Annotated in this window: 23 protein-coding genes; 20 read left to right on the top strand and 3 right to left on the bottom strand. The window is 57.6% G+C overall.

Translation table 11 applies throughout. The annotated features are described in order from the left end of the window. Window positions 1-96: 96 nt before the first annotated feature. The 3 genes from CLV83_RS10140 to CLV83_RS10130 all read left to right on the top strand — a co-directional run bounded on the left by CLV83_RS10140 (window position 97) and on the right by CLV83_RS10130 (window position 2,035). Window positions 97-1,107, top strand: coding sequence for a helix-turn-helix domain-containing protein (locus CLV83_RS10140; protein ID WP_132291362.1), 1,011 nt, complete (start codon window positions 97-99; stop codon window positions 1,105-1,107). A 95-nt stretch (window positions 1,108-1,202) separates the two neighbouring features. Next, window positions 1,203-1,532 carry a type II toxin-antitoxin system PrlF family antitoxin gene (locus CLV83_RS10135; RefSeq protein ID WP_132291359.1) on the top strand — a complete coding sequence of 110 codons (330 nt, stop codon included), beginning with the start codon at window positions 1,203-1,205 and terminating at the stop codon, window positions 1,530-1,532. A gap of 2 nt (window positions 1,533-1,534) precedes the next feature. Beyond that, on the top strand, window positions 1,535-2,035 hold the full coding sequence (locus CLV83_RS10130; protein ID WP_132291356.1) for a type II toxin-antitoxin system YhaV family toxin: 501 nt from the start codon (window positions 1,535-1,537) through the stop codon (window positions 2,033-2,035). A 56-nt stretch (window positions 2,036-2,091) separates the two neighbouring features. Here CLV83_RS10130 and CLV83_RS10125 read toward each other — a convergent pair whose 3' ends face one another. Further along, window positions 2,092-4,428: a DUF1989 domain-containing protein gene (locus CLV83_RS10125; protein WP_132291353.1), complete on the bottom strand. Its 2,337-nt coding sequence runs from the start codon at window positions 4,426-4,428 to the stop codon at window positions 2,092-2,094. Between the two features lie 288 nt (window positions 4,429-4,716). On the opposite strand from CLV83_RS10125, the gene CLV83_RS10120 reads away from it, so the two are divergent. From CLV83_RS10120 to CLV83_RS10110, 3 genes are read left to right on the top strand one after another with little or no spacing between them, the layout of a single operon-like run. Continuing rightward, a complete protein-coding gene (locus CLV83_RS10120) occupies window positions 4,717-5,931 on the top strand; it encodes an ATP-binding protein (protein WP_243642378.1) in 1,215 nt (404 codons plus the stop codon). Then, window positions 5,918-6,631, top strand: coding sequence for a response regulator (locus tag CLV83_RS10115; protein WP_132291347.1), 714 nt, complete (start codon window positions 5,918-5,920; stop codon window positions 6,629-6,631). Before CLV83_RS10120 ends, CLV83_RS10115 begins: the two co-directional genes overlap by 14 nt. Further along, window positions 6,628-7,446, top strand: a complete 819-nt coding sequence (locus tag CLV83_RS10110; RefSeq protein WP_132291344.1) for a PAS domain-containing protein — start codon at window positions 6,628-6,630, stop codon at window positions 7,444-7,446. The genes CLV83_RS10115 and CLV83_RS10110 overlap by 4 nt, the downstream gene beginning before the upstream one ends. Here CLV83_RS10110 and CLV83_RS10105 read toward each other — a convergent pair. Further along, on the bottom strand, window positions 7,392-8,621 hold the full coding sequence (locus CLV83_RS10105) for an aminopeptidase P family protein (RefSeq protein WP_132291341.1): 1,230 nt from the start codon (window positions 8,619-8,621) through the stop codon (window positions 7,392-7,394). The genes CLV83_RS10110 and CLV83_RS10105 overlap by 55 nt on opposite strands. A gap of 64 nt (window positions 8,622-8,685) precedes the next feature. Beyond that, window positions 8,686-9,666: a transcriptional regulator GcvA gene (gene gcvA / locus CLV83_RS10100; protein ID WP_132291338.1), complete on the bottom strand. Its 981-nt coding sequence runs from the start codon at window positions 9,664-9,666 to the stop codon at window positions 8,686-8,688. A 273-nt stretch (window positions 9,667-9,939) separates the two neighbouring features. On the opposite strand from gcvA, the gene CLV83_RS10095 reads away from it, so the two are divergent. The 14 genes from CLV83_RS10095 to CLV83_RS10030 all read left to right on the top strand — a co-directional run bounded on the left by CLV83_RS10095 (window position 9,940) and on the right by CLV83_RS10030 (window position 23,606). Then, window positions 9,940-10,785, top strand: a complete 846-nt coding sequence (locus tag CLV83_RS10095) for a transporter substrate-binding domain-containing protein (protein WP_132291335.1) — start codon at window positions 9,940-9,942, stop codon at window positions 10,783-10,785. Window positions 10,786-10,880: 95 nt separating this feature from the next. Continuing rightward, window positions 10,881-11,861 (top strand): agmatinase, encoded by a 981-nt coding sequence (gene speB / locus CLV83_RS10090; protein WP_132291332.1) that lies wholly within the window; start codon window positions 10,881-10,883, stop codon window positions 11,859-11,861. Next, window positions 11,858-12,826: an agmatinase gene (gene speB / locus CLV83_RS10085; protein WP_132291329.1), complete on the top strand. Its 969-nt coding sequence runs from the start codon at window positions 11,858-11,860 to the stop codon at window positions 12,824-12,826. The genes speB (CLV83_RS10090) and speB (CLV83_RS10085) overlap by 4 nt, the downstream gene beginning before the upstream one ends. 2 nt (window positions 12,827-12,828) lie before the next feature. Further along, window positions 12,829-13,479, top strand: coding sequence for an amino acid ABC transporter permease (locus CLV83_RS10080; protein WP_132291326.1), 651 nt, complete (start codon window positions 12,829-12,831; stop codon window positions 13,477-13,479). Between the two features lie 9 nt (window positions 13,480-13,488). Further along, window positions 13,489-14,148 carry an amino acid ABC transporter permease gene (locus tag CLV83_RS10075; RefSeq protein WP_104003519.1) on the top strand — a complete coding sequence of 220 codons (660 nt, stop codon included), beginning with the start codon at window positions 13,489-13,491 and terminating at the stop codon, window positions 14,146-14,148. Window positions 14,149-14,195: 47 nt separating this feature from the next. Further along, entirely contained in the window at window positions 14,196-14,993 is a 798-nt protein-coding gene (locus tag CLV83_RS10070; protein ID WP_104003520.1) for an amino acid ABC transporter ATP-binding protein, read from the top strand. Window positions 14,994-15,905: 912 nt separating this feature from the next. Then, window positions 15,906-17,249 (top strand): B12-binding domain-containing radical SAM protein, encoded by a 1,344-nt coding sequence (locus tag CLV83_RS10065; protein WP_132291323.1) that lies wholly within the window; start codon window positions 15,906-15,908, stop codon window positions 17,247-17,249. 107 nt (window positions 17,250-17,356) lie between these two features. Next, entirely contained in the window at window positions 17,357-17,965 is a 609-nt protein-coding gene (locus CLV83_RS10060) for a hypothetical protein (protein ID WP_132291320.1), read from the top strand. 111 nt (window positions 17,966-18,076) lie between these two features. Then, the gene (locus CLV83_RS10055) at window positions 18,077-18,772 is read left to right on the top strand and encodes a hypothetical protein (RefSeq protein WP_132291317.1); all 696 of its coding nucleotides are present in this window, start codon (window positions 18,077-18,079) and stop codon (window positions 18,770-18,772) included. Beyond that, window positions 18,765-19,187: a hypothetical protein gene (locus tag CLV83_RS10050; RefSeq protein ID WP_132291314.1), complete on the top strand. Its 423-nt coding sequence runs from the start codon at window positions 18,765-18,767 to the stop codon at window positions 19,185-19,187. Before CLV83_RS10055 ends, CLV83_RS10050 begins: the two co-directional genes overlap by 8 nt. Window positions 19,188-19,552: 365 nt before the next feature. Next, window positions 19,553-20,548 (top strand): TRAP transporter substrate-binding protein, encoded by a 996-nt coding sequence (locus CLV83_RS10045; protein WP_132291311.1) that lies wholly within the window; start codon window positions 19,553-19,555, stop codon window positions 20,546-20,548. 65 nt (window positions 20,549-20,613) lie between these two features. After that, window positions 20,614-21,120: a TRAP transporter small permease gene (locus CLV83_RS10040; RefSeq protein WP_104003532.1), complete on the top strand. Its 507-nt coding sequence runs from the start codon at window positions 20,614-20,616 to the stop codon at window positions 21,118-21,120. Window position 21,121: 1 nt separating this feature from the next. Then, window positions 21,122-22,411, top strand: a complete 1,290-nt coding sequence (locus CLV83_RS10035; RefSeq protein ID WP_132291308.1) for a TRAP transporter large permease — start codon at window positions 21,122-21,124, stop codon at window positions 22,409-22,411. A gap of 19 nt (window positions 22,412-22,430) precedes the next feature. After that, complete coding sequence (locus tag CLV83_RS10030; RefSeq protein ID WP_132291305.1) at window positions 22,431-23,606, top strand: amidase; 1,176 nt, start codon at window positions 22,431-22,433, stop codon at window positions 23,604-23,606. Window position 23,607 lies beyond the last annotated feature (1 nt).

Raw genomic sequence — 23,607 nt, 5'->3', positions numbered from 1 at the left:
CCCTGGCGGAACGGTTATTGCTTCCTGTCATTCCAGACTAGAGCAGGCAACTAAGCCTGGGTTATCGAAAACCGGCAAAGGAGCGGTACGGCGGCCATGACCAGGTTTCTATTGAACGAGGTAGCCCAGACCTCGCAGCACGAGGTAATACCAGAGGCCCCTATTGGCTCACCCACGCTGAGCAACGCACCCCTTAGGTGCGCGGTATTCTCCGATGACCTGAACGAGCAGGCCGGTGGCATCACCGACTGGCAGCAGGAATATGACCAGGTGAGCGCCGGCGCTTTTCATGGCTCCATCGAGGAGTGCCATATCGGCGCCCTGCAGGTGTTTCGCGAGCACACCAGCAAAACTCTGAGACAAACCTGCGAGATCTGGCAGGACGCCATCTGGGTCGGCATTCCGGTGGTGCGGGAGGGTTTTCGCATCAATGGCGAAGCGCCGGAAAGCTGCGATCTGCTCTGGCGGCGCGGCCAGGACGCCTTCGAGCTGATGACGCCGGACAACTCCAATATCCTCAGCATCGCGGTGCATGAGCAGTCACTGCTGCAACAGGCCGAAGCTCAGGGAATAGCGATTCAGCTGCCGCAGATCGGCGGCAACCCGAGAATTCAGGTGGACCCGCGCCAAATCGAACAGATGGGTGTACTGATCAACCGGGTGATCTCGGCCAGCGCAGGCAGCATCGACCGTAGTATTCATGAAGACCTGGTGATGCAGACCCTGCTCAACGTGCTGCGCGATGCGAAGATCAACGACCGGCTAACGCCCAGCCATGCCCACCGTAAGGCAGTAGTGGATAGGGTAAGAGAACATGTGGCCGATACCGGCAGCCTGCCCGTGACCCTCACCGAACTGTGCGAAATCGCCTGCGTCAGCCGGCGCACACTGCAGTACAGTTTCGAGAGTATTCTGGGGATTAATCCCAAGCTCTACCTGCGCACCAACCGACTGAACCAGGTTAGGCGTCGCCTGAGTAACAGTGAGACCGAATCGGTCTCCGATGCCGCGGCTCACTATGGGTTTTATCACTTGAGCCAGTTTGCCACTGACTACAAGCGCCTGTTTGGGGAGCTGCCTTCGCAGACGCTTGCTCGGCGCGGTTGAACCGCGAAGTCTAGTAGAGATCTGGACACACCTTGACCAGACAATGCAATTGCATTACCTTTTCGGTACGTTGATTTTATGTACCGAGGTCCACCATGGCCAAGTCCCTGCTCACTACAGAATCCACCCTGACCGACCGGTACCAGACCACCGTTCCCGATGCCGTGCGTAAAGCACTGAATCTGGGCAAACGGGAAAAGATTCGCTACACCATCCAGCCTGATGGACAGGTTCTGCTGTCGCGCGCGGATCAGGATGAATCCGATCCTGCGCTGGGTAGCTTTTTGACGTTTCTGGCCAAGGATATTCAGTCCAACCCGCAACGATTGCAGTCAGCCACTCCGGAACTGCTCTCGCGCATCCAAACGCTGGTCGGCGATATCGACGTCGATCTGGATGCACCGCTGGATGATGAGGACGAATAGTTTTGCCGAATCAATCCAGTCTCGTTATCAACGGGTGGACTCTTTTCTGCCACCCGCTATTTCTCGATGAGGTTGATTCACTCCTCACTCAGGTCGAAGCACTCAAAGCCAAAGACCCTGAAAACTTTGCCCGGAAAAACGCCACCAAGCGCCTCGCGGCCATAGCCAAACTGGCATTTGAGGTCATACCGCAGAACCCGGCACTTCCAGAGTATCGCCAGGGTGAGACCCTGGGAAACGAGCATAAGCACTGGTTTCGGGCGAAATTTTTCCAGCAGTACCGGCTGTTTTTCCGCTTTGACTCAGCGTCGAAAATTATTGTCTTTGCCTGGGTGAATGACGAAAAAAACAAACGCGCCTATGGCAGCAAAACGGATGCCTATCGCGTCTTTGAGAAGATGTTTGATACAGGGCATCCGCCAGACGACTGGGCATCGTTGCTCGCAGAAGCCAAAGGTGCTCTGGACCGGCTGGATGAAGTGGCAAACAAGCTGATTAGTTAGGCGCCCCCTGACTTACTACCTAATGGCGGCCTGCACGGCCGCCTTAGCTCTTTATCCTAACTGCGAACCTTGATGCGCTCTGGATCGTGGAACGGCAGGCTTACCACCTCACCGCCGAGGCGTTTCTGGTGGCCATCCAGCTGACCGACCTCCAGCTTTGTTCCCGGCGTTGCAAAGTCCGGCTGCAGCCGCACCAGGGCGATGGTTTTACCGATCAGCGGTGAACGGATCGCGCTGGTCACCACGCCTACCGGGAAGCGGCCATTGAAGATCTGATCGCCGTGGGCGATGGCGTCTTCCGTATCCAGCACCAGTCCCATCAGTTTTTCCCGGTTTGCCGCTGGTACCCGCTCCAGCGCAGCACGGCCGATGAAATCCTCCTCCTTGGTTTTCAGCGGTACGGTAAAGCCGATACCCGCGGCGTAGGGGTCGGTCTCCGGGCAGAACTCGTAGCCGGCGAAGATCAGCCCCGCTTCGATGCGCAGCATATCCAGGGCATCGAAGCCCAGCGGCGCCAGCCCCAGCGGTTTGCCCTTCTCCCAGATCGCGTCCCAGACAGTTTCGCCATCGCTTGGATGACACCAGATTTCAAAGCCCAGCTCGCCGGTATAGCCGGTACGGGAGATCATCACCGGTGTGCCCGCAGGCCCGCCGAGACGCCCCACGGTAAAGTGGAACCAGGCCAGCTCGCTGACCGGAGTGCGGGTCTCCGGGGTCCAGATAATTTCGCTAAGTAACTGGCGGCTCAACGGCCCCTGCACAGCCAGGTTGTGCAGCTGATCGGTGGATTCCTGAATCCGCACGCGAAAGCCGTCCCGCTCGGCCAGTTCACGTAGCCAGGTGCCGGTGTACGGGTCGCCGCAGATCCAGCGGAACGCCTGATCGTCCATGCGGAACAGGGTGCCGTCATCGATCATGCCGCCGGTCTCATGGCAGATGGCGGAATAAACCACAGCACCCACCGCCAACCGGCGCACGTTGCGGGTCAGCGCCTTCTGCAGCAGCGCTTCCGCATCGGGGCCGGTAACCTCGAACTTACGCAGCGGCGACAGATCCATCACCGCCACCTTCTCGCGACAGGCCAGGTATTCAGCCCGGGCGCCCCAGCCATCAAACTCGGAGGGCATCCAGTAGCCACGGTATTCACTGAAATGGCGTGTCAGCGCGGAGGTGCGGCTGTGGAAAGCGGTTTGCTGCGTCATGCGGGCAGGCTCCTCGGGTTGGTTGCGGTAGGCGATGGCACGGGGAAACTCCTCGTCGGCGGCGTAGATCCGCACCTGGATATCGGTGGGGCACCAGCCGTTGGCCGGGTCGATATCGTCCGGGCAGGCGGATGAAACACAGAGCAGGTCGCGACTTGCGCGCATCAGCACGTAATCCCCCGGACGGGACCAGGGCTCATCCATACCGATGGCGCCGCAGGGTTCAGCGGAGGTATTGAAGAAGTAGTTGATCGCCGGCCAGCCGGAACGTGGCTTGATGCCGTAGGGCTTGAGCGCCATGTTGAAGTTGGCGGTACAGCTGATATGGCCGAAATAACCGGCGTCCTCGTAGTACTTGGGCGTACAGGCGAGCAGAAAGCTGTCGTGACGACCAACGCTGTCCTGCACCAGCTCCAGCATGGTCTGCATCTTTTGGTCAGCAAAGCGGGAGTAAAGCCCCGGCTGCGGCAGCGAGACACCCGCCAGCGTGCGCGTGGCGGTGGAATCCAGGGTGATCTCCTCACCCCGCTGCAGCGCTTCCAGATCGAAGGCGATAAAATCGGAGCACTGCTTGCCGGCCACATCGCTGATCTGAATCCACTCGCCCGCCTTCACCTCGTAGGCGCGGGCGCTGGAGTTCGGAACGTGCACTTCACGGACCGGCGCCACACTGCGGCTGTCGCCGGTATAGGGCGTCGGCAGCAGATCCACAGAGGCGGTACGATAATGATGCAGCAGCTCCAGCTCGCCGGGTGCGACCTGTTCATCCACCGGCATATCCAGCCCCGGCGCTATCAGCACAAGCTCCAGCGGGTCGCCCTCTTCCACCGCCTTGAGTTCCAGCGGCATCTGCTCGGAGGCAACCGCCACACCCGGCTGACTCATCGGTTCGGCCACACCTGAACTTGTCAGCAGCGCATTCAAACGCACCGCACTGGGCCGCTCAGTCGCCAGTTGTCGCTGAAACAGCGAGGCGGGCGCCAGCTCAAGTGTGCTCAGATAATCCTGGCTATAAGCATCCAGCCCCACCAGCTCACAGCACTGCATGCCGTCCAGACTGTCTATCTGCAGCCGCTCTCCGGGGTTTAGCCGCAGGCGCAGGCCATCCTGGGGTTTGATCCTGAGCCTGCGCGACTGGCGCAAACTGCCCCAGCCGGAATCACGAGGCAGCTGTGTTTGCAAAGCGGTCATGCCTGGGCCCTCCTTCAAAAATAAAGGGTTGTGCGTAACGGGTTTGAACTCAGTCCAGGAAGGCCTCATCCGGGTGCACTCCACTCTGTTCAGACTCAGACTGGTGCACCCGGAGAAGGAGCCAAAACGCCCGAAACCGATCACTGATAGGAAAAAATCTTTACTTACAATAGCTAGAGCTTCAATGCATCTATGGAGATACTACTTAGTGGGTAAGTTGCCAAAGTTGGCATATTTGCTGCTCTTCCCACTGTTAAACCTGATTCAATGGCTCGGGATACCCAAGTGATGCAAAGAACAGGCAACCAGGCTTATCAACCATCGACGGGCTGGCTCCGGCGTCTGATCGACGCGCTGTTGAACCGCTCTGCCGTCCCACAGGAGCAGACCGGCAAGCCGTCGGATTCGGCACGCCTCTCGGCCCTCTCCCTGGAGATAGCCGGCTGTGACAAGCTGGAAAACGTCTTACCCGCGCAACTGAAGACGCTGGAGCGCTCCTTCAGGCAGTACAACGGGCTGGAATCGGCCCATCTGCTCATCGCTACACGCTGCCCGGGCGAAGAGCTCCAGCTGCATACTCCCGGGGCACATCCAGGCAGGACGGATGATCTGCCCCCCGGCGTGACCGGATTCGTTCGCTACCAACTGAGCGGCACCCTGGGCAGCCTCGACGAGCTGCACTCACTGGCCATGCCACTGCCCGCCTCCACCGAGGCGCTGCATGCGATCCGCTTGCAATCGACACCCGCCGACGCCTGGCTGATGCTGTCTGGGCCGGTCAGCCTGCCCAAGGCCGCTGCGGCCACCCTTGAATCCCTGGCCCGCTCGCTGGGCCAGGGGCTGGCGATCCATGCGGCTCACCGCCAGCGTCTGGAGCAGGCGATCACCCACGAACGCCGCACCCATGCCGCCGAACTGCACGACTCACTGGCCCAGGTGCTGGGTTATCTGCGCCTGGGCACCTCGCGCCTGGATGCCCGCTGCGGCCGCTGCGATCAGCCGGAGCTGCAGGCGATTGCTGCCGACCTGTCGCAGCAAACCCGCCACGCCTACCGCATGCTGCGCGACCTGATCAGCAGCTCACGATTGACGCTGGAAGGCGGCTCGTTGCACTCGGCCCTGGCCGCGGTGGTGCGGGAGTTCGAACAGCGCTCGGCGCTGGTGTTTGAACTGGATGATCGCTGCCCGCAGCGGGAGCCCGATGAATCCAGCGCGATCCAGCTGTTGATGATCGTGCGTGAAGCACTCAGCAATGCCGTGCGCCACGCCCATGCCAGCCATCTGCGTATCCAGCTGCTGCCGCTGGACAACGGCGGCCTGCACCTGCGGGTTGAGGATAACGGTGAGGGCCTGGACCCGGAGCGCCGTCGCGGCGACAGCTTCGGCCTGGGCATCATGCAGGAGCGGGCGGCCCGGATCGGCGCCCGTTTCAGCATCGAAGAGCGTCCCGGCGGCGGCACCCGCATAGAGCTGATACTGGAGGACAACGATGCCCGATCTTGAGATCCGCGCCCCTGGCAGCCCCGATTTTAAAAGCCAAAGCTGCGCCCGGGTCGTTCTGGTCGATGATCACCCCATCTTCCGTCGCGGTGTGGCGGAACTGCTCAATGAAAGCGGACGCTTCGAAGTGATCGCTGACTTCAGCTCCGCCCGCGCGCTATTGGATGTGATCGACGAGCTGCAACCAGACCTCGCGGTGATCGATCTGCAGATGCCCGGCGATGATGGGCTCTCTTTACTGCAACAGTTGAAGGGACGTTCACCTGACCTGCGAATCGTTATGCTCACCGCCTCGGATGACAGCGAACATCTGCTGCAGGCGATTCAGTCCGGTGCCGACGGCTACCTGCTAAAAGAGACCGATGCCGAACTGATTCTGCAGCGGCTGGAAGGCGTGCTGGAGGGCAAAGTCGCGCTGGATGATGAAGCCCTGGTGATTCTGACCCAGCGCCTGAGAAATACCCAAGCCCCGGTACAGGCCGACAACTCGCTGGGTGAGATCACCCTGCGTGAGCGCCAGACCCTGTCGCTGATCGCCGCCGGCATGAGCAACAAGCTGATCGCCCGGGAGCTGGGGATCAGTGATGGCACCGTCAAGGTTTACGTCAAATCCCTGCTGCGCAAACTGGATCTGCACTCCCGCCTGGAGCTGGCGGCCTGGGTTCATGCGCACCCGGAGGTAGAGCTGGAGGGCGAAGCATGAGCCTGCTGAAACCTGCCTGGCTACGCCGCGACAAAACGGTCGTCGATCCACAAGCACTGCTCGACAGCCTGGATGAGGCGATTCTGGTCATCGATCAGCACGAAACCATTCTGCAGGCTAACCGCCGCTGGCAGCAGTTGCTTGATGGCGAGCCGTTCATCGGCGCGCCGCTGCATCGCTATCTGCACCCCCGGGATCACAACCTCTGGCGCGAACAGCTGGAGCAGCTGCGTAAAGGCGAGCGGCCGGCACCGGTCTGGCTACGCCTCCTCAGCGACAGCGAACTGCACTGGTGCGAACTGCGCGCCCAGCCACTCAACAACGACTCGGACTGGCCGGTGAGCCTGAGCCTTTGCGATATCACCCCGCAGGTGCGCAAGGATCAGCAACGTGACGCCAGCCACCGCAGCCTGAGCCAGTTAATGGCCAACCTGCCGGTGATGCTCTATCGCGCCCGCAACAACCGTAACTGGAGCATGGAGTATGTCAGCGAGGGCTGCCTGGAAGTCACGGGTTACAGCGCCGATGCCCTGGTGAACCAGCCCCGGCTAAGCTACGGCGCGCTGATCCACCCCGAAGATGCCAGCCCGGTCTGGGACCAGGTACAGGAAGCGCTGCATCGCCGCGAGAGCTTCGACCTGCACTACCGCATTCACCACGCCGATGGCAGCGAACGTGAGGTAAGCGAAAAGGGCCAGGGCATCTACTCGGAATCCGGCACGGTACTGGGTGTCGAGGGCGTGATTTTCACCCTGGAGGCTCAGGGCACGCCCTCCCAGGCGCGCCCGAGCTCCGCGCTTTCTCTGGAATCCTGAACCACCCGGTTACTGGCGGCACCCAGCGGCAGATCGGTGAGCAGTTCACAGCCGCTCTCGGTCACCAGTAACTGGCTGACCTCGCGATAACCCGCGCCCCCGGCACTGGTATCCGGCAACAACAGTTCGGTGGTCAACGTCAGCACTGTCCCCGCTTCCAGTGGCCGCTGCATAAACTCCGCGCCTGTTGCCAGCGCACTCCCGCCAAACAGCGTCAGGTAGTTTCGGGTCCCCCGGTTGATCAGATCGAAGCGCCGATAGATCGCATCCAGCTCGGCGCTCACATCGGCGGGCTTAACGCCGGGAGCGACCAGCTCAAGCGCTCTGCGATGTGCCGCACAGTTGATGTCCCAAAGCCTAAGCTGCTCATCTTCGCAGTAGCCCAGGAAAAAGGTGCGGGCACTGTGCAGCCGATATCCGGCCAGCGCCGGAAGGCAGCAGAGGCTGAGCAGATCCCCGGGTTGAACCCAGCGAGCGCCGGGCGGATTGAAGCGACCATCGGTATTGTTACCCGACTGTACCAGCGCCGAGATATCGCTGATCTCCAGGTGGGGATAATAGATCGCCGCCTCATCCAGCATGGCGCCCCGCGTCACCTCTGCCAGCGTATACTCCGCCAGCCCGTCGCTGAGGGCACTGACAAAGGTGTCGTAACCCAGTCGACCAAGCGCGGCGACTCTGCGCAGCAGCTGGATCTCCTCTTCCGAGCGACGTATACGCAGTGCCAGCAACTGCTGCTCCAGCGGTTGCAGGTTTTTCAGCTGCCCCAGCGCCGCCTTGATGCCAGCCCTCAGGGCCGCAGAGAAGCTCCAGGATTCGATACCGATCTCGCGCGCAGCGGGAAGCAGGCGGCGAACAGTGCCGAACAGCTGCTCGGCATCGCGGTAAACCAGGCTGTCGCCAAAGCTGTAACGGTAAGCGTGGCCCCCTTCACTGATCGGGGCCAGGGTGACGGAGCGCTCCGGCGTCAGGATCAGCAGCGTGGGTTGCTGTGCAGAGGTTGGCAACAGATTACTGTAATAGGCGATGCTGGCCCGGTCGGTCAGTATCAACGCATCCAGTCCCTGATCGCGCATCAACTCGCGCACCACACTCAGACGGCGGAACATCTCTTCCGCCGAGAAGGCCGCACGGGACTTAACCCCCGTGCGTATATCGGTCAGATCGGCAAACACATACCCTCCTTAATCATAAGGAAGATCATGCGCCCGCCTCAGCGGGGGTACAAACCGCTATTACTTATTCAGCAATAACCTCTGCTAATGGATCACTCTGCGCCAGCTGCGCCGCCCTGGGCAGCAACTTATCCACGGCGAACTCCTGCTGAAACTCCGCCGCCTGTTCCTGCAGCCAGGTGAAAAATGCCGCCACCTGGGGCCGTTCCAGCAGTTTTTTAAGACACACCACGTAAACGCCATCATCCTTTTCGCACTCGCCGAACAGCGGTATCAGACGCCCACGCTGAACCTCGTTAGCCACCAGCACATGGCGCCCCAGCGCCACGCCACGGCCATCCCGCGCCGCGCGCACAATCAGGTCTGCCTGGTTAAACCGATAACCGCTACTGCAATCCACTTCGCGGATTCCGCGTTCCACCAGCCAGCGCTGCCAGGATGTGGATAACTTTGCCTGGGGCAAAGAATCATGGATCAACGAGACACCCACCAGATCCTTCGGTGCCGCTATGGCGTGGTTTTTCAGCAGCTCCGGGCTGGCTACCGGGTAGATGTAGTCCCAGAACAGCAGTTGCTGCTCCATGGCCGGCTGATCGCCGATACCGTGGCAGATACCGATATCGACAATCTCGTTATGGAAGTTGGGCTCGGCCAGTTCCGCCACCAGGTGCACATCGATATTCGGGTGTTTGATATGAAAGTCATGCAGACGCGGCATCAGCCAGCGGCTGGCAAACGACGGCATGCAGTAGACGGTGAGCTTGCTCATGCGGTTATCGGATTCGATATCGCTGAGTACATCACGGATATCGATCAGCGAGGTGTGAACCACCGGATAGAGCGTGGCGCCCGCATCGGTCAGCACCAGCTGCCGGGTTCTGCGCTCAAACAGCTTATAGCCCAGACGCCCCTCCAGCTGAATCACCTTCTGGCTGACGGCACTCTGCGAAACGCACAGTTCTTCGGCGGCAAGGGTAAAGCTGAGATGGCGAGCGGCTGCTTCAAAATAGCGCAGGGATTCAAGCGGGGGTAAACGTATAGACATCAATTTTTCCTGTATAGGGTATCCAACAAGAGACACCTCACGCAGAAAACAAGCAGGATTCGTACCACTGCACCGATTCGCGCCACAGCGGGGATAGCGGCAAAAACAGCGCACAAATTTGATGCATAACCTCGGTTAACGCGAACCAAAAAAATACATAAGAAAACCTTATCCCCGACAATAAGGAAATACCGTTTGTAGGGTTAATGCGTTGTTCTGATGATAGCCCCATGCCTTAACCGGCCCTCTTTCTCTAACGTACGGGGTTATGACATGAACAGCACGAACCGTTTTAAAAAGCTTCTCTGCGTCGCCGGACTATCGCTCACCGCCATGGGCGCCCAGGCCGATCTGCTGGACGATATCAAGGACCGTGGCGAGATCGTGATCGCTACCGAAGCGCGTTACGAGCCGTTTGAAATGCTCCAGGACGGCAAGATCGTCGGTTACGGCAAGGATATCCTCGACGAGATCCTGAAAGACCTTCCGGGCGTTGAGCTCAAGCAGCTCGACCTGCCGTTCCAGGGCATCCTGGCGGGCCTGAACGCCGAGCGTTACGACTTCGTCGCCACCTCGCTGATGATGACCCAGAAGCGTCTCGACGCTTACGCCTTCACCAATCCGATTGCCGACGCCTCTCTGGCGATGCTCAAGCGCAAGGGCGATGACAGCATCAACTCACCGGAAGATATGGCCGGCAAGGTCGCCGGTGTACAGGCGGGTTCCGCACAGCTCACCGGTGTCCGCGAGTACGAAAAGACCGTGCTCGAGCCCAAGGGTGAAAGCGTGAAGGATATCAAGGAGTTCACCGACTACAACGAAGCCTACGCTGCCCTGGCTTCACGCCGCGTCGACTTTGTACCCCAGGCGATCCCGAACCTGGCGCCCATCGTCAAGAAGCGTCCGGACATGTTCGAACTGGTACAGCCGGCCTTTGGCCCGACCGCCTACTACGGCTGGGCTGGCCGCAAGGATGACGACTCCAAGCGTCTGGTCGAGTTCTTCAACCAGGGCCTGCTGAAGCTGCAGCAGAGCGGCAAGCTGGAAGAACTTCAGCAGAAGTGGTTCGGCTTCACCATGGAGCTGCCGGAAGGCGAACTGCCCACTCCTGCACAGTAAGCCGCACAGTAAACAACAGTATCGATTAACAATACTTATTCAACGTCCGCCCGCTTTAACACGGCGGACGTTCTGCCTTAAAAGCGAGTCCCCTCATGAGCGAAAACTCCTACGAAACCGGCCGCCTGAACCTGCCGTTTGTTGGCCACACCACTTTTGCCAAGAGCCCGGTTGTTTCCAACTGGAATGAGATCGACGCCGACTTCGCCGTACTCGGCGTGCCCTACGACATGGGCTGCCAGTACCGCTCCGGCGCCCGCTTCGGACCGCGTGGCATCCGCGCCTCCTCTACCCTGTTCAGCTTCGGCCACAGCGGTGCCTACGACTACGAAGGCGACACCCTGTACCTGCAGAAGGACAAGGTCCGCATCGTCGATCTGGGCGACGTGGACATGATCCACACCAACACCGAAAAATGCCTGGAAAACACCGAAGCAGCAGTGCGTGAGATCCTGAAAAGCGGCGCCACCCCGGTAATCCTCGGCGGCGACCACGCCATCACCGCAGCCAACGTGGCGGCCTACTCCGAAGAAGAGCCGATCCACGTTGTGCAGTTTGATGCTCACCTGGACTTCGTCGACGAGCGCCACGGCGTGCGTTACGGCCACGGCAACTGCATGCGCCGTATCTCCGAGATGGAACACGTGTCCGGCATGACCCAGCTGGGTATCCGCAACGTTTCCTCCTCCAACCAGGCCGACCACCAGGCGGCGAAAGATGCAGGCTCCACCATCCTGTCCGTGCGCCAGGTGCGTAAGCTGGGTCTGGAAGCGCTGCTGGAGAAGATCCCGGCGGGCAAACGCTACTACCTGACCATCGATATCGACGGTTTCGACCCGTCCATCGCACCGGGCACCGGCACTCCGAGCCACGGCGGCTTCGCTTACTACGAAGTGCTGGAAGTGATCGAACAGCTGGCCCAGCGCGGCGATATCGTCGGCGTGGACGTCTGTGAAGTGGCACCGCCGTACGACTCCGCCGAGGTGACCTCTATCCTCGCAGCCCAGCTGCTGATGAACACCATCGGCTACATCGCTCACCACCGCGAACAGAAAGCCCTCGGAGCCGAAGCATGAGCAAGGATCCCAAGGTTCAGCCGCGCTATACCGGCATCCCCACGTTTATGCGTACGCCCTACGCACCGACGCTGGAAGATATCGATATCGCCCTGATCGGCGTGCCCTTCGACGGCGGCGTCACCAACCGCGCCGGCGCCCGTCACGGGCCGCGCGAGGTGCGTAACCAGTCCAGCCTGATGCGCACCATCAACCAGGCCACCGGCGTTGCGCCCTTTGACCTGGTGCGCGTCGGCGATGCCGGCGATGCGGTGCCGGACACCCCGTTCGAACTGCTGGCGGCGCACAAGTCCATCGAAGAGTTCTACGAGGGCATCAAGGCAGCCGGCGTCATGCCGATCTCCGCCGGTGGCGATCACTCCGTCACCCTGCCGATCCTGCGGGCGCTGGCGAAGGATGGCCCGGTGGCCATGGTGCACTTCGATGCCCACTGCGACACCGGCGATTTCTACCTCGGCTCCAAGTTCCACCACGGCTCACCGTTCAAGGTGGCCGCTGAGGAAGGCCTGATCGATCCGAAGAAGACAATCCAGATCGGTATCCGTGGCGGCGTCACCGACCGCGATATCTGGAAGTTCAGCTACGAAAGCGGCATGCGCGTTATCCATATCGAAGAGTTCTACGAGATGGGCCTGAACGCGGTGATCGACGAGATCAAGCAGGTGGTGGGCGACAGCCCGGTGTACGTCACCTTCGACGTGGATGGTCTGGACCCGGTCTACGCGCCCGGCACCGGCACCCCGGAGATCGGCGGTTTCACCACCTTCGAAGCGCAGCAGATGATCCGCTCCCTGGCGGATCTCAACATCATCGGTGGCGATGTGGTGGAAGTGGCTCCGCCATTCGATCCCAGCGGCGTTACCGCTCTGACCGGCGCCACCATGATGTTTGAACTGCTCTGCGTCTCTGCCGTGTCGCTTAAGCGTCAGCGCGGCGACTCTACTAGCTGCGAAAACGGAGGCTAAGGATGTTTGATCTCGGAGTAGTCTGGGAATACCGCGGCGCTCTGCTTAACGGGCTGTGGATGACCTTCTGGATTTCAGGTATCTCGATCTTTTTCGGCTTCATTATCGGCGCCCTGATCTGTCAGGCGCGCCGTGCCGAAAACCCGGTGATCAGAGGACTGGCCACGGTCTATATCAGCGCCCTGCGCGGTACCCCGATACTGATCCAGCTGGCGATCATCTTCTTCTTTCTGCCACTGGCCGGGATCAACATCCCCTCGATTCTCGCGGCGATCATCGCGCTGTCACTTAACAGCAGCGCGTTTCAGGCCGAGATCCTGCGCGGCGGATTCCAGATGCTGCCGAAAGGCCAGCTGGAAGCCGCCTGGGATTTCGGCTTCAGCCGCTGGCAGTCACTGATCCATGTGGAGCTGCCCCAGGTGGCCCGCAACACCCTGCCGGCGCTGGTCAATGATGCCATCGATATCATCAAGAACTCGTCGCTGATCTCCACCATCGCCGTAACCGAGCTGATGCGGGTGGCACAGCAGTATTCGTCCACCACCTACCGTCCGATCGAGTTTTTCATCGCCGCCGGGCTGCTCTATCTGGTGCTGACCACCGCGGTGAGCCAGGCCGGTCAGTATCTCGAACGCCGACTCAGCTACCGCTAGGAGACAAGCATGGACCTGACACTCTTCGTTACCTACGGCCCACAGCTTCTCAAAGGGGTGATGTTCACCCTCTACGTCTGCGGCGGCGCCCTGGTGATCGGCCTGCTGCTGGGGATGCTGCTCTGCATTATCGGCCGCAGCGGCAACCGCGCGCTCTACGTGTTCTACCGTCTTTACATCACCCTGTTCCGCGGCACGCCGCTGCTGGTACAGATCTACCTGGTGTTCTACGGCGGCCCGTTCGTGGGCCTGGAATTCAGCGAAATCCAGGTGGGTATCGGCGGCCTTGGCCTCTATACCGCGGCCTACTTTGCCGAGATTTTCCGCAGCGGCTTTCAGAGTATCCCCAAGGGACAGATCGAAGCGGCCACGGACCTGGGCTTCTCGCGCAGCCAGACCTTTTTCCACGTCAGCCTGCCGCAGATGTTTGCCGGCGTGCTGCCGACACTGGTGAACCAGACCATCCTTCTGGTGAAGGAATCCGCGATTCTGTCGGTGATCACCGTGCCGGAGATGACCACTGCCGCGACGCGGATGTCCACCGAGACCTTCTCGGTGATCGAGCCTTACCTGTTCCTTGGATTCACCTACTGGCTGATCACTTTCACGCTGTCACGGGCCGCCCGTCGCGTCGAAACCCGGCTGACCGCCTATATCGCCGCCCGTTGAGCCGCACTTTGCAGCCAGACTGAAAAGAGATTGAAGAGAGACTGCCCATGAGCAACGTGAAACAGAAGCCGGTCATCCGCATGATCGACGTGAAGAAAAGGTTCGGCGACAACGAGGTCCTCAAGGGGATCGACCTGGATGTCTACCAGAGCGAGGTCGTCTGCATCATCGGCGGCTCCGGCTCCGGCAAGAGCACCATGCTGCGCTGTATCGATTTTCTTGAAACCTATGAGGGTGGCGAGATCACCGTCGAAGGCAAGATGATCGGTTACGGCTCCGATAACGCCGGTAACCTCAAGCCCCTGCCCAAGCACCAGGTTCAGAAAGACCTGCGCAACGTGGGCATGGTGTTCCAGCAGTTCAATCTCTGGCCGCACAAAAGCGTGCTGGAGAACGTGATGGCGCCGCTGATGCTGGTGGCCGGCTTCTCCCGCGCCGAAGCCAAGGAGAAAGCCCTGGCCGCCCTGACCAAGGTGGATATGGCGCACAAGGCCGATGTATTCCCCGGTACTCTCTCTGGCGGTCAGCAGCAGCGTGTCGCCATCGCCCGTGCGCTGGCCAAGGAACCGCGCATCCTGCTGTTCGATGAACCCACCTCAGCGCTGGACCCGGAACTGGTCGGCGAGGTACTCAAGGTAATGCGCCAGCTGGCGGAGGAAGGGATGACCATGGTGATCGTCACCCACGAAATGGGCTTTGCCGCCCAGGTATCGGACAAGGTGATCTTCCTGGCCGACGGCCGTATCGAAGAACAGGGCCCGCCGTCAGAACTGTTCGCCAACCCCACATCACCGCGCCTGAAAGCGTTTCTGGCCACCTGGTCCGAGCGCAACGGCACCCTCTGATTTTCCAAGGTTTACCCAACCTGTTTTGGCGCGGCAGCTTCTGGCTCCGCGCTTTTTTATTGGCTTCTCATCAGCCACGGATGAGGCCAGCGTTTCCACGGATTCAGGCCAGCTAAGAATAAAAATCCACCTGCATAGCAGGGAGCCTGGCTAAACCCACCGACGAATGCCGGGAGCCCCCACATCCGTGTCCTTTTTTAGGCCGGTTTCGGCTGCTGCCGAGCAAAGAGACTTGTGCGGCTTTCGTTGCTAAGTAAGTCCCTTTGCAATCCCAAACCGCCCCTAAGGCTTGGTCGGCTACGCCGACTTCCCTGTGCCAAAGGGGATCGATTATGCGCTCAGACAGCCATGAGACACCGAGCCCCGTTATCGATACGGCAAGAGAAAGGCAGAGCCTCGACTAAACGATCACCACCTCCATCGGAGGTGGTTTAAGAGCAACAATCAAAGGCATTCGTCGCATCCCCAGCCGGGTTAGCGAACCTCATACAAAGTGCTTACACAAGAACTCCCTTATCTACCTTGTGCCTTTCTCCCAACCGTAGCAAACTGACTCCAGCGTCAGACAAGCAGTAGACGCATAGATTCTACGGTAGGTAAGCTAAGGGACTGATAATGAATACCTGCAGTGCACTCCCAGCGTTAACGGTAAATTGCATACCTCTGCACACCGCCCCAGCGCCTCCGGCAGCTTCCTCAGCAACTTTAGAGCGCTTTACCTTTTCAGGCCTACATCGAGCGAATCGTCTACCTTTTAATCTGTCTGCTGCGAATAGCTGTCTTTTTTTCTTTTTATTTTCAATAGCTTATTTTACAGAAGCCACAATATCGATAATTAAAAGGTATACCCGCTAATAATTATTATGAGGTCGCAGACCTCATTAACAGACTGTTAGTATTTAGAGGTCATACATGGATCGTATATTTTGTATAAGTGCAGGCCAGTTGATCGTTAAAAAATCAGATACGGTGATAAATAGGCAGAATAGATATTTAAATTATGGCTTGTTATCACTTGCTACGGAGTTAAGGAAATCGGGTTGGAATGCATTACAGATTCAAGGTCTTTTCGAAAGCCCTATTGAAACAGTAAAAAAATGTATTGATTTTGGTTTTTGTAATTTAAGCACATTGCCTTTTTTAATATCAGTTCCAAGTTTTTATGCAATATCGTGGGTGAATGAATTTATATCCCTTATTAAAGAAATAAATTCATCGGTGAAAATAATAATTGGAGGAAGGTGGGTAATTGCAGACAGAAGTGACTTAATGCAATCACTTGTTCCTGATGCCGATATAGTTGTTCCTGGCTTGGCTGATAGAAATATCACTAGAATTGTTGAGTCATGTCTATCTTTTGAGTTTGAAAAATTAAAGATACCTGTTTCCACCCTGAAAAACTCTCTTGACTATAATTTGTTATATGAAAGAGAGCTTTATCAGCCTAGTCTAGAAGTTTCTAGAGGGTGTGGTATGGGATGTTCATTTTGTCAGGAAAAAAACGAGCCACTGCAAAGATTAAAATCATCATCAATTATTATTGATGAGGCGAAATCAATACTTATTGACGATAATCTAAATAAAATGAATATATATTTTGAGTCGTCAATGTTTATCCCTACAAGATCATGGGTTGAAAGTCTTAAAGAGAAGCGAGAGCATGAGTTATTATTTTTTGATTGGCGCTCGGAAAGCAGAGTCGATACTATAAATTTGAAGCTAGTAAAGCATTTGGCAGAAGCTGGCTTAAAAGTTCTAGATTTGGGGCTGGAGAGCGCTTCAAAATCTCAACTTATTAGAATGGGCAAAACAAGAAACGCTGCATTATATTTGGATCGCGCTTCGAGATTGTTGAAAGAGTGTCACGTTAATGGCATCTTTGTAAAGATTAACATACTTCTTTTTGCCGGAGAAACAAGTGAAACTATTTCTGAAACTATCGAGTGGTTGATGCTTCATAGGCAATACATAAAGGGTGTTTCTGTAGGGCCTTTAATTGTTTTTGGTTGGGAGTGCAATACTGAGGATTATATAAAAGAGTTGCAGAGTTATGGCGCGTCAAGGAGCCACATGCCTACAGAGGGTGTTCAGCATATTAATTTAAGTGATGAAATAGACCACGGCAAGGCTATAGATATATCTAAAGAAATAAGCGAAGAATTTATGACTAAGGAAGACTATTTCTATCTTAAGTCCTTTTCATATTTTTCTAGAGATTATAGGTTTGAAGATTTTAAGAATGATTTAACTCGATAGTAGGTGTGGTCGTATTGATGGAATACTAACAAAATTATGAAATTGACCTCAATACGCTGCGCTTCTTTCGGCAATTTATAATGGCGTTATGTTTCTAGGAGACTGTATTGAACCTTTGTATCACAATAAGCGATATAAACTGGTCACTGACGAAAGATGTAGTCTCTATTTTCGGTACGATTGGCGCCCTTACTATTGGTGGACTTGGGCTTTTTACGTGGAATAGGCAGCTCAGGGGCACAAGTGAGTATGAGATTGCAAAGAAAGCCATACTAAAGACATACGAAGTCCAGCAGGCACTTCAGTCCGTGAGAAATCCAATGCTTTATCTTAGCCAAGAGGAAGTCGAGGCTGGTCGCCGACTTGAAGAGGAACAACGAATTTATAGCGAGCGAATAACGTACCTCAATGAGAAATGGGTAGAGTTACAAACGATTCGTCTTGAGGCAAAAGTTATTTGGGGTAAAGAGGCAGAGGATTGCTTCAATGAAATTCAGCAGAGAATTGGAAATGTCCGCGGAGCGATTTGGCTTCACTTTTGGTTGAAAGGTGCCTATGCGGGGCCAGGAGCTAGTGTAGATAATAGCCCGGAGCGAATCATAGAGAATGACAAGGTTGTCTATTTTACATCTGACGAGGATGAGTTCAGCCAGAAAATAGCCGAATCAACGGCGAAAGTTGAAGAGTTCTTTGGAGAAAAGGTTCGAACTAAATAAACATAACAAAGCGTTGAAAATCATTCGCTTTGCTTACTGGTACATCCAAAGCTACGCTTTTTCGGCCCTTTAACTGCAGCGTTACCTCAAGATTCAAGATAGGAATTTCCAGTGAAAGATATAATTACAGCATTCACTGACCGGTTGCAAAAGGAGTGGTTACCATCTTTCTGCAATGCCCCCCACCGAAAGTACCCACTAGATGGATTTAAGTTATCATCGATTGAAAGGCTCCATGAATTTGATGCACTCTGGTTTATGCAAGCAGTCGATGATGGACTTGTCTCTGAGTCAAAGGGGTCCTTTGTTGCACCTAAAAGCTCTGCAAAAGAGCAGATCTTTTGGGAAGGTGAAAAGAGCGTAATACCCCGGCCTATAACGCTTTGGATAGAGCCAATTATCACAATCGGCGCTCTTGCGAGGTTACATGTGGAGTATGGGTGGCCCATTGATAACCTTGGTGCTCAATCAAAAACTTGGGCGTTTGACTTGGTTTGTTATGAAAATGCGTCGAATAAAGAGCTGGTCGCCTGTGAAGTTAAGAAGGACATGAAGGAAATAGAAAAGCTATTAGCGTTTATGAATGAGCATTGCAGAAACCCTCCTCTCAATGCAGACCCAGAAAACTCTGTAGAAAAGAATGCGTATCGTAAAGTTCAGAGCATCCGCAGGTCTTGGCCAAAGCTTTTTTGGGCATTGGGCCCCAACGGTAATGGCCAAGTTTTTTGCGTTCATCGCGAGAACGATTCTGAGCTGTTTAACTTAGTACCCATAGCCGAGGAGGAATTGAGGTACAAATATGCCTAACACCTTCACTCGACCAACGAAATCACCACACCTGTTGCTACTAACCCTACTGGCCTGCACCACTGGCCAAGCCACTGCTCAGGATATCTCTGTCAGCATGGCGGAGTGTGCGGCGATCTATGATGTGCTGGCCGAGTCGGCGGGTTACCAGGGCAAGCCCGATGATCAGATCCAGCGGATGCAGGCGGTATCCACTGAATTTAAAATCCATGCGGTTCCCCGCGCCGAAACGGAAGGCAAGGCGGACCCGGACCAGTTTATCGCACAGATCTACGCGGATAAGCGGTTGTACTGGGCTGAGCGCTGGTTTGATTCTTCCGATTTCAGTTTTCTGGCCAACTTCAGTGAGAACATCGAATGGACCAAGTACTGCGCCAGCATGGGTAAGCACTACGGTGTTTTGCCGCTGAAGTGACCAACTTCGTCCAGTTAGCAGCGACGGCGCACTGGCGCTTTTAGCTCCCCCTCCCTCGCTACACAATGTCGAGACACCTTTCTTAAGAGCCACTTTTCCCGCCCTGGGTCTCGAGCTATCCGAGACAATCTGCGCTCATCCCGCCCCTTCACACTTAGCTCGCCAAGGCGTCTGACCACAAACGCACCAAAAGCAGACAGAATCTCTGTATACAAAGCCAAAATAGCGCACCAATTTAGACCACCTCTCCCTGAATATTCACAACCCATTGATTCTTAGTTGTTTTTATAACTGGCACTCATCTTGCTCTTGTATACAAAAAGGTTACTAACAATCCCTAACCGCCGAGACAAGGAAAGAGATAGATGAATAAGCCGCTCAAAACCCTGATCAGCGCCATGACCCTGGCCATGTCTGCCACCGCCCTGACCGCTCAGGCAGCCTCCGTGATCAAGCTGCATCACGATATGACGGAAGACAGCGCCCAGCACGAAGGCGCCGAGCGCCTGAAGCAGCTGATCGAGGAGCGCTCCAACGGCGAATATGAGGTCAACATCTACCCGAACAACGCCCTCGGCGATGATGTTCAGGTAGCGCAGCAGATGCAGTTCGGTGCCGTCGAAGCCGCCCCGATCCCCACCGCCAAGCTCAGCGGCTTTAACAAGAACCTGCAGCTGATCGATATGCCTTTCCTGTTCCCGTCCCGCGAAGCGGCCTATGAACTGCTGGACGGTCCCATCGGTGACGAGGTGCTCTCTGGCCTGCGCAAGGCGGGTTTTGAACCGGCCATGTTCTGGGAAAGCGGCTTCAAGCAGCTGACCTGCAACCACGCGGTAACCTCCCCCGACGATCTGGATGGCCGCAAGGTGCGCGTGATGGAAAGCCCGCTGCTGATCTCCCAGTACAAGGCGCTGGGCTCCAACCCGGTACCGATCGCCTTCAGCGAAACCTACACCGCGCTGCAGCAGGGTGTGGTGGAGTGCCAGGAGAACCCGCTGGTCTCCATCTCGCAGATGAAGTTCTACGAGGTGCAGGATGACCTGATGCTCTCCAACCACGGCTACCTGGCTACCGCGTTTATCTTCAGCAAAACCTGGTTCGATCAGCAGAGTCCGGAAAACCAGCAGATGCTGAAAGCCGCCGTGCGTGAAGCCGGTGAGTACCAGCGTGAGCGCTCCATCGCCCGCGAGCAGGCCTACCTGGATGGCATCGAAGCCGCCGGCGGTACCGAGATCGTCAGCCTGAGCCCGGAGCAGCTGCAGAAGTTCAGCCAGGCGATGACCCCAGTGTATGACGAGTTCGCCGGCAAGCTCGACGACAACCTGCTTGAGCGTACCCAGCAAGCCCTCGCCGCCCAGTAAGCCGATCAGAACGTCCCGGGGCTGTGCTGTTCACAGCCTCCCAGGCCCCGGGCTGGAGACTCTTTATGTGGAACAGTTTCAGTCGTCTGCTGGCGTGGATCGAGAACGGCACCGTGGGTGTGCTGATCATCTTTGCCGCCTCCATGCTCTGTATTCAGATCGGCGCCCGCGCCCTGTTTAACTACTCGTTCAGCTGGGCCGAAGAGAGCGTGCGCTACTCGATTATCTGGATGGTGTTTATCGCCGGTAGCATCGCCTTCCGCCAGAACGCTCATATCCGTATCGATGTGCTCAAGCAGATCGCCCCCGAGAACATGCAGAAGCCGCTGCAGATTCTGATCACCCTGACCTGCATGGCGCTGTGCGCGATGCTGACCTGGCACGGTTATCACCTGACCCGCCAGATCATGATGTTCGGGCAGAGCTCACCGGCCATGGAAGCACCGATGTACCTGTTCTACATCTCTATTCCGCTCAGTTCGGCGCTGATGCTGATCCGGCTGTCGGAAACCCTGGTGCGCCTGCTGCGCAACCAGTCCCTCGAATACAGCAATACCCCGGCAGGTGCTTAATATGGGTTCAGGATTTCTTTTTCTTACCTCCGGCCTGCTCGCCGCCGGACTACCGATATTCGTCGCGCTGACGCTGGCCGTGTTTATCGGCCTCAGTGTGGCCGGCACCACACCGCCGATGCTGATCGTGCAGCGCATGTTCTCCGGCCTCGACAGCTTTCCGCTGATGGCGATCCCGCTGTTTATTCTGGCCGGTAACCTGATGAGCACCAGCGGCCTCTCCAACCGTATCCTCAAGGTGGCGCAGATGCTGGTGGGCCCGTTCCGCGGCGGCCTGGCGATGACCACCGTGACCGGCTCCATGTTCTTCGGCGCTATCTCCGGCTCCAGCCCCGCCACCGTGGTGTCGGTGGGTCGGCTGATCCTGCCGTCGATGCTGAAAGAGGGTTACGACCAGAAGTTTTCCGTGGGCCTGCTGATGGCCACCGGTGCCGTGGGCATCATCATTCCGCCGAGCATTTTTATGATCGTTTACGGCGCCATGGCCGGCGTATCGATCGGTGCTCTGTTTATGGCGGGCATCGGCGCGGGCCTGGTTTATGGCCTGGTGTTCCTCGCTTACTGCTACTACCGCGCCTGCAAGTCGGGCATGGAGTCACGCCCCTTCCCCTCCCGCCAGGAGCTGTTCACCGCTTTGCGTGAAGCCTCCTGGGGGCTGGCGATTCCGGTATTGATTCTGGGCGGTATCTACGGCGGTATTTTCACCCCCACCGAGGCGGCCGCCGTGGCGGTGGTCTACGCCACTGTCGTTGGCATGTTTATCTACCGTGAGCTTAGCGTTGAGGATCTCTGGCGGGTCTGCGTCGATAGCGCCGTGGTGACCACCCAGGTGATGATCATCGTCGCTTCCGCCGCGGCCTTCTCCTGGTACCTGACTACCTCCGGCCTGACCCAGCAGCTCGCCACCGGCCTGCTCTCCCTGAGCGATAACCCGGTGGTGCTGCTGCTTCTGATCAACGTGGTGGTGCTGATCGCCGGCATGTTCCTGGACCCCAACTCCATCGTCATCATCCTGGTGCCGCTGGTGATCAAGGTGGCAGAAATGGCCGGTGTGGATCTGGTGCACCTGGGCGTGATCCTCTGCGTCAACTGCGCCATCGGCATGTTCACCCCGCCCTTCGGCATGAACCTGTTCGTGGCCAGCAGCCTGGGTGGCGTCACTTATGGCCAGGCGGTGAAGGGCGCCCTGCCGCTGGTGTGGCTCGCACTGATCGTACTCTTCGTTATCAACGCCGTGCCGGAAATCAGCCTCTGGCTGCCACGCACCGTCATGTCCGGTATTTCCGGCTAACAGGATAGGGAAAGCCCCCATGCAACTGACCACAGGTTTTATCGAGAACGACCCGGTGGAGCGCCTGCCCCAGGGCAGCGGCCTTCTGGATGGGCTGGTTTTCGCCAGCAAGGATATCTTCGAGCTCAAGGGGCATATCACCGGCCTCGGCCAGCCCCAGTGGCGCGCAACCCACGCCCCCGCCACTGCGGACGCCCCGGTAATCACCACTCTGCTGGACGCCGGTGCTCACCTGATCGGCAAGACCCATACCGACGAGCTCTGCTACAGCATCGCCGGGCAGAACGCCCATGACGGCACACCGCCTAACCCGGCACTGCCGGGCGCGATTCCGGGCGGCTCGTCCAGTGGCTCGGTATCGGTGACTGCTGCCGGGCTGGTGGATTTCGCCATCGGCAGCGATACCGGTGGCTCGGTGCGCATTCCCGCCAGCTACTGCGGCGTTTACGGCATCCGCCCCACCCATGCAGCGATCTCCAGCGAAGGCGCCGCGCCACTGGCGCCCGGCTTCGACACCCTGGGCTGGTTTGCCCGCGATATCGAAACGCTGAGCAAGGTCGGCAAGGTGCTGCTGCCCAAGGATGCCGACAGCTTCGAATTTTCCCGGGTACGCGGGATTACCGATGTGTATTCCAATGTGGAACCGGTACTGCTCACCCAACTGCAGGAACGGCTCGACGCCAACAAGCTACTCACCCAGATCGACGCAATCACCCTCGGTGAGCTTGACCGCTTCCCCTCACTGTTCCGCGTGGTGCAGGGCTATCAGGCCTGGCAGGCCTATGGTGAATGGATAGAGGCGACCCGACCGGACTTTGGCCCCGGCATCCGCGAGCGTTTTGAAGCCGCCTCAAAGATCAGCCGCGACGAATACGCCACCGCGCTGGCCGCCGCCGATGCCCTGCGTAACGAAGTCCGCAGCCTGTTCGATAACAACACCGTCTGGTGTATGCCCACGGCGCCTGGCCATGCGCCAGCGATCGATGCGTCCCCGGAAGAGGTGGATGCGACCCGCACCCGCACCATGCGGATGAACGCCATCGCCGGTATCGCAGGCCTGCCGCAGATCAGCCTGCCGCTGCTGCATGACGGCACGGGCCCCGTGGGTCTGTCACTCATCGGCCCCGCCGGTAGCGACCGAGCGCTGCTGAATCTGGCTGCCGAGCTGGACGCCGGCTGGAATAACCACAAATAAA

The organism is Marinobacterium mangrovicola (assembly GCF_004339595.1).
In the GTDB taxonomy this organism is placed as follows: Bacteria; Pseudomonadota; Gammaproteobacteria; order Pseudomonadales; family Balneatricaceae; genus Marinobacterium_D; species Marinobacterium_D mangrovicola.
The sequence above is the reverse complement of the archived record's forward strand: the minus strand, read 5'-3'. Positions and strand labels throughout refer to the sequence as shown.

Bases quoted from the DNA above. Each gene is read 5' to 3' on its own strand.
- CLV83_RS10140 (WP_132291362.1), top strand. From the start codon at position 97: ATGACCAGGTTTCTATTGAACGAGGTAGCCCAGACCTCGCAGCACGAG.
- CLV83_RS10135 (WP_132291359.1), top strand. From the start codon at position 1,203: ATGGCCAAGTCCCTGCTCACTACAGAATCCACCCTGACCGACCGGTAC.
- CLV83_RS10125 (WP_132291353.1), bottom strand. From the start codon at position 4,428: ATGACCGCTTTGCAAACACAGCTGCCTCGTGATTCCGGCTGGGGCAGT.
- CLV83_RS10120 (WP_243642378.1), top strand. From the start codon at position 4,717: ATGCAAAGAACAGGCAACCAGGCTTATCAACCATCGACGGGCTGGCTC.
- CLV83_RS10115 (WP_132291347.1), top strand. From the start codon at position 5,918: ATGCCCGATCTTGAGATCCGCGCCCCTGGCAGCCCCGATTTTAAAAGC.
- CLV83_RS10110 (WP_132291344.1), top strand. From the start codon at position 6,628: ATGAGCCTGCTGAAACCTGCCTGGCTACGCCGCGACAAAACGGTCGTC.
- gcvA (WP_132291338.1), bottom strand. From the start codon at position 9,666: ATGTCTATACGTTTACCCCCGCTTGAATCCCTGCGCTATTTTGAAGCA.
- CLV83_RS10095 (WP_132291335.1), top strand. From the start codon at position 9,940: ATGAACAGCACGAACCGTTTTAAAAAGCTTCTCTGCGTCGCCGGACTA.
- speB (WP_132291332.1), top strand. From the start codon at position 10,881: ATGAGCGAAAACTCCTACGAAACCGGCCGCCTGAACCTGCCGTTTGTT.
- speB (WP_132291329.1), top strand. From the start codon at position 11,858: ATGAGCAAGGATCCCAAGGTTCAGCCGCGCTATACCGGCATCCCCACG.
- CLV83_RS10080 (WP_132291326.1), top strand. From the start codon at position 12,829: ATGTTTGATCTCGGAGTAGTCTGGGAATACCGCGGCGCTCTGCTTAAC.
- CLV83_RS10075 (WP_104003519.1), top strand. From the start codon at position 13,489: ATGGACCTGACACTCTTCGTTACCTACGGCCCACAGCTTCTCAAAGGG.
- CLV83_RS10070 (WP_104003520.1), top strand. From the start codon at position 14,196: ATGAGCAACGTGAAACAGAAGCCGGTCATCCGCATGATCGACGTGAAG.
- CLV83_RS10065 (WP_132291323.1), top strand. From the start codon at position 15,906: ATGGATCGTATATTTTGTATAAGTGCAGGCCAGTTGATCGTTAAAAAA.
- CLV83_RS10050 (WP_132291314.1), top strand. From the start codon at position 18,765: ATGCCTAACACCTTCACTCGACCAACGAAATCACCACACCTGTTGCTA.
- CLV83_RS10045 (WP_132291311.1), top strand. From the start codon at position 19,553: ATGAATAAGCCGCTCAAAACCCTGATCAGCGCCATGACCCTGGCCATG.
- CLV83_RS10040 (WP_104003532.1), top strand. From the start codon at position 20,614: ATGTGGAACAGTTTCAGTCGTCTGCTGGCGTGGATCGAGAACGGCACC.
- CLV83_RS10035 (WP_132291308.1), top strand. From the start codon at position 21,122: ATGGGTTCAGGATTTCTTTTTCTTACCTCCGGCCTGCTCGCCGCCGGA.
- CLV83_RS10030 (WP_132291305.1), top strand. From the start codon at position 22,431: ATGCAACTGACCACAGGTTTTATCGAGAACGACCCGGTGGAGCGCCTG.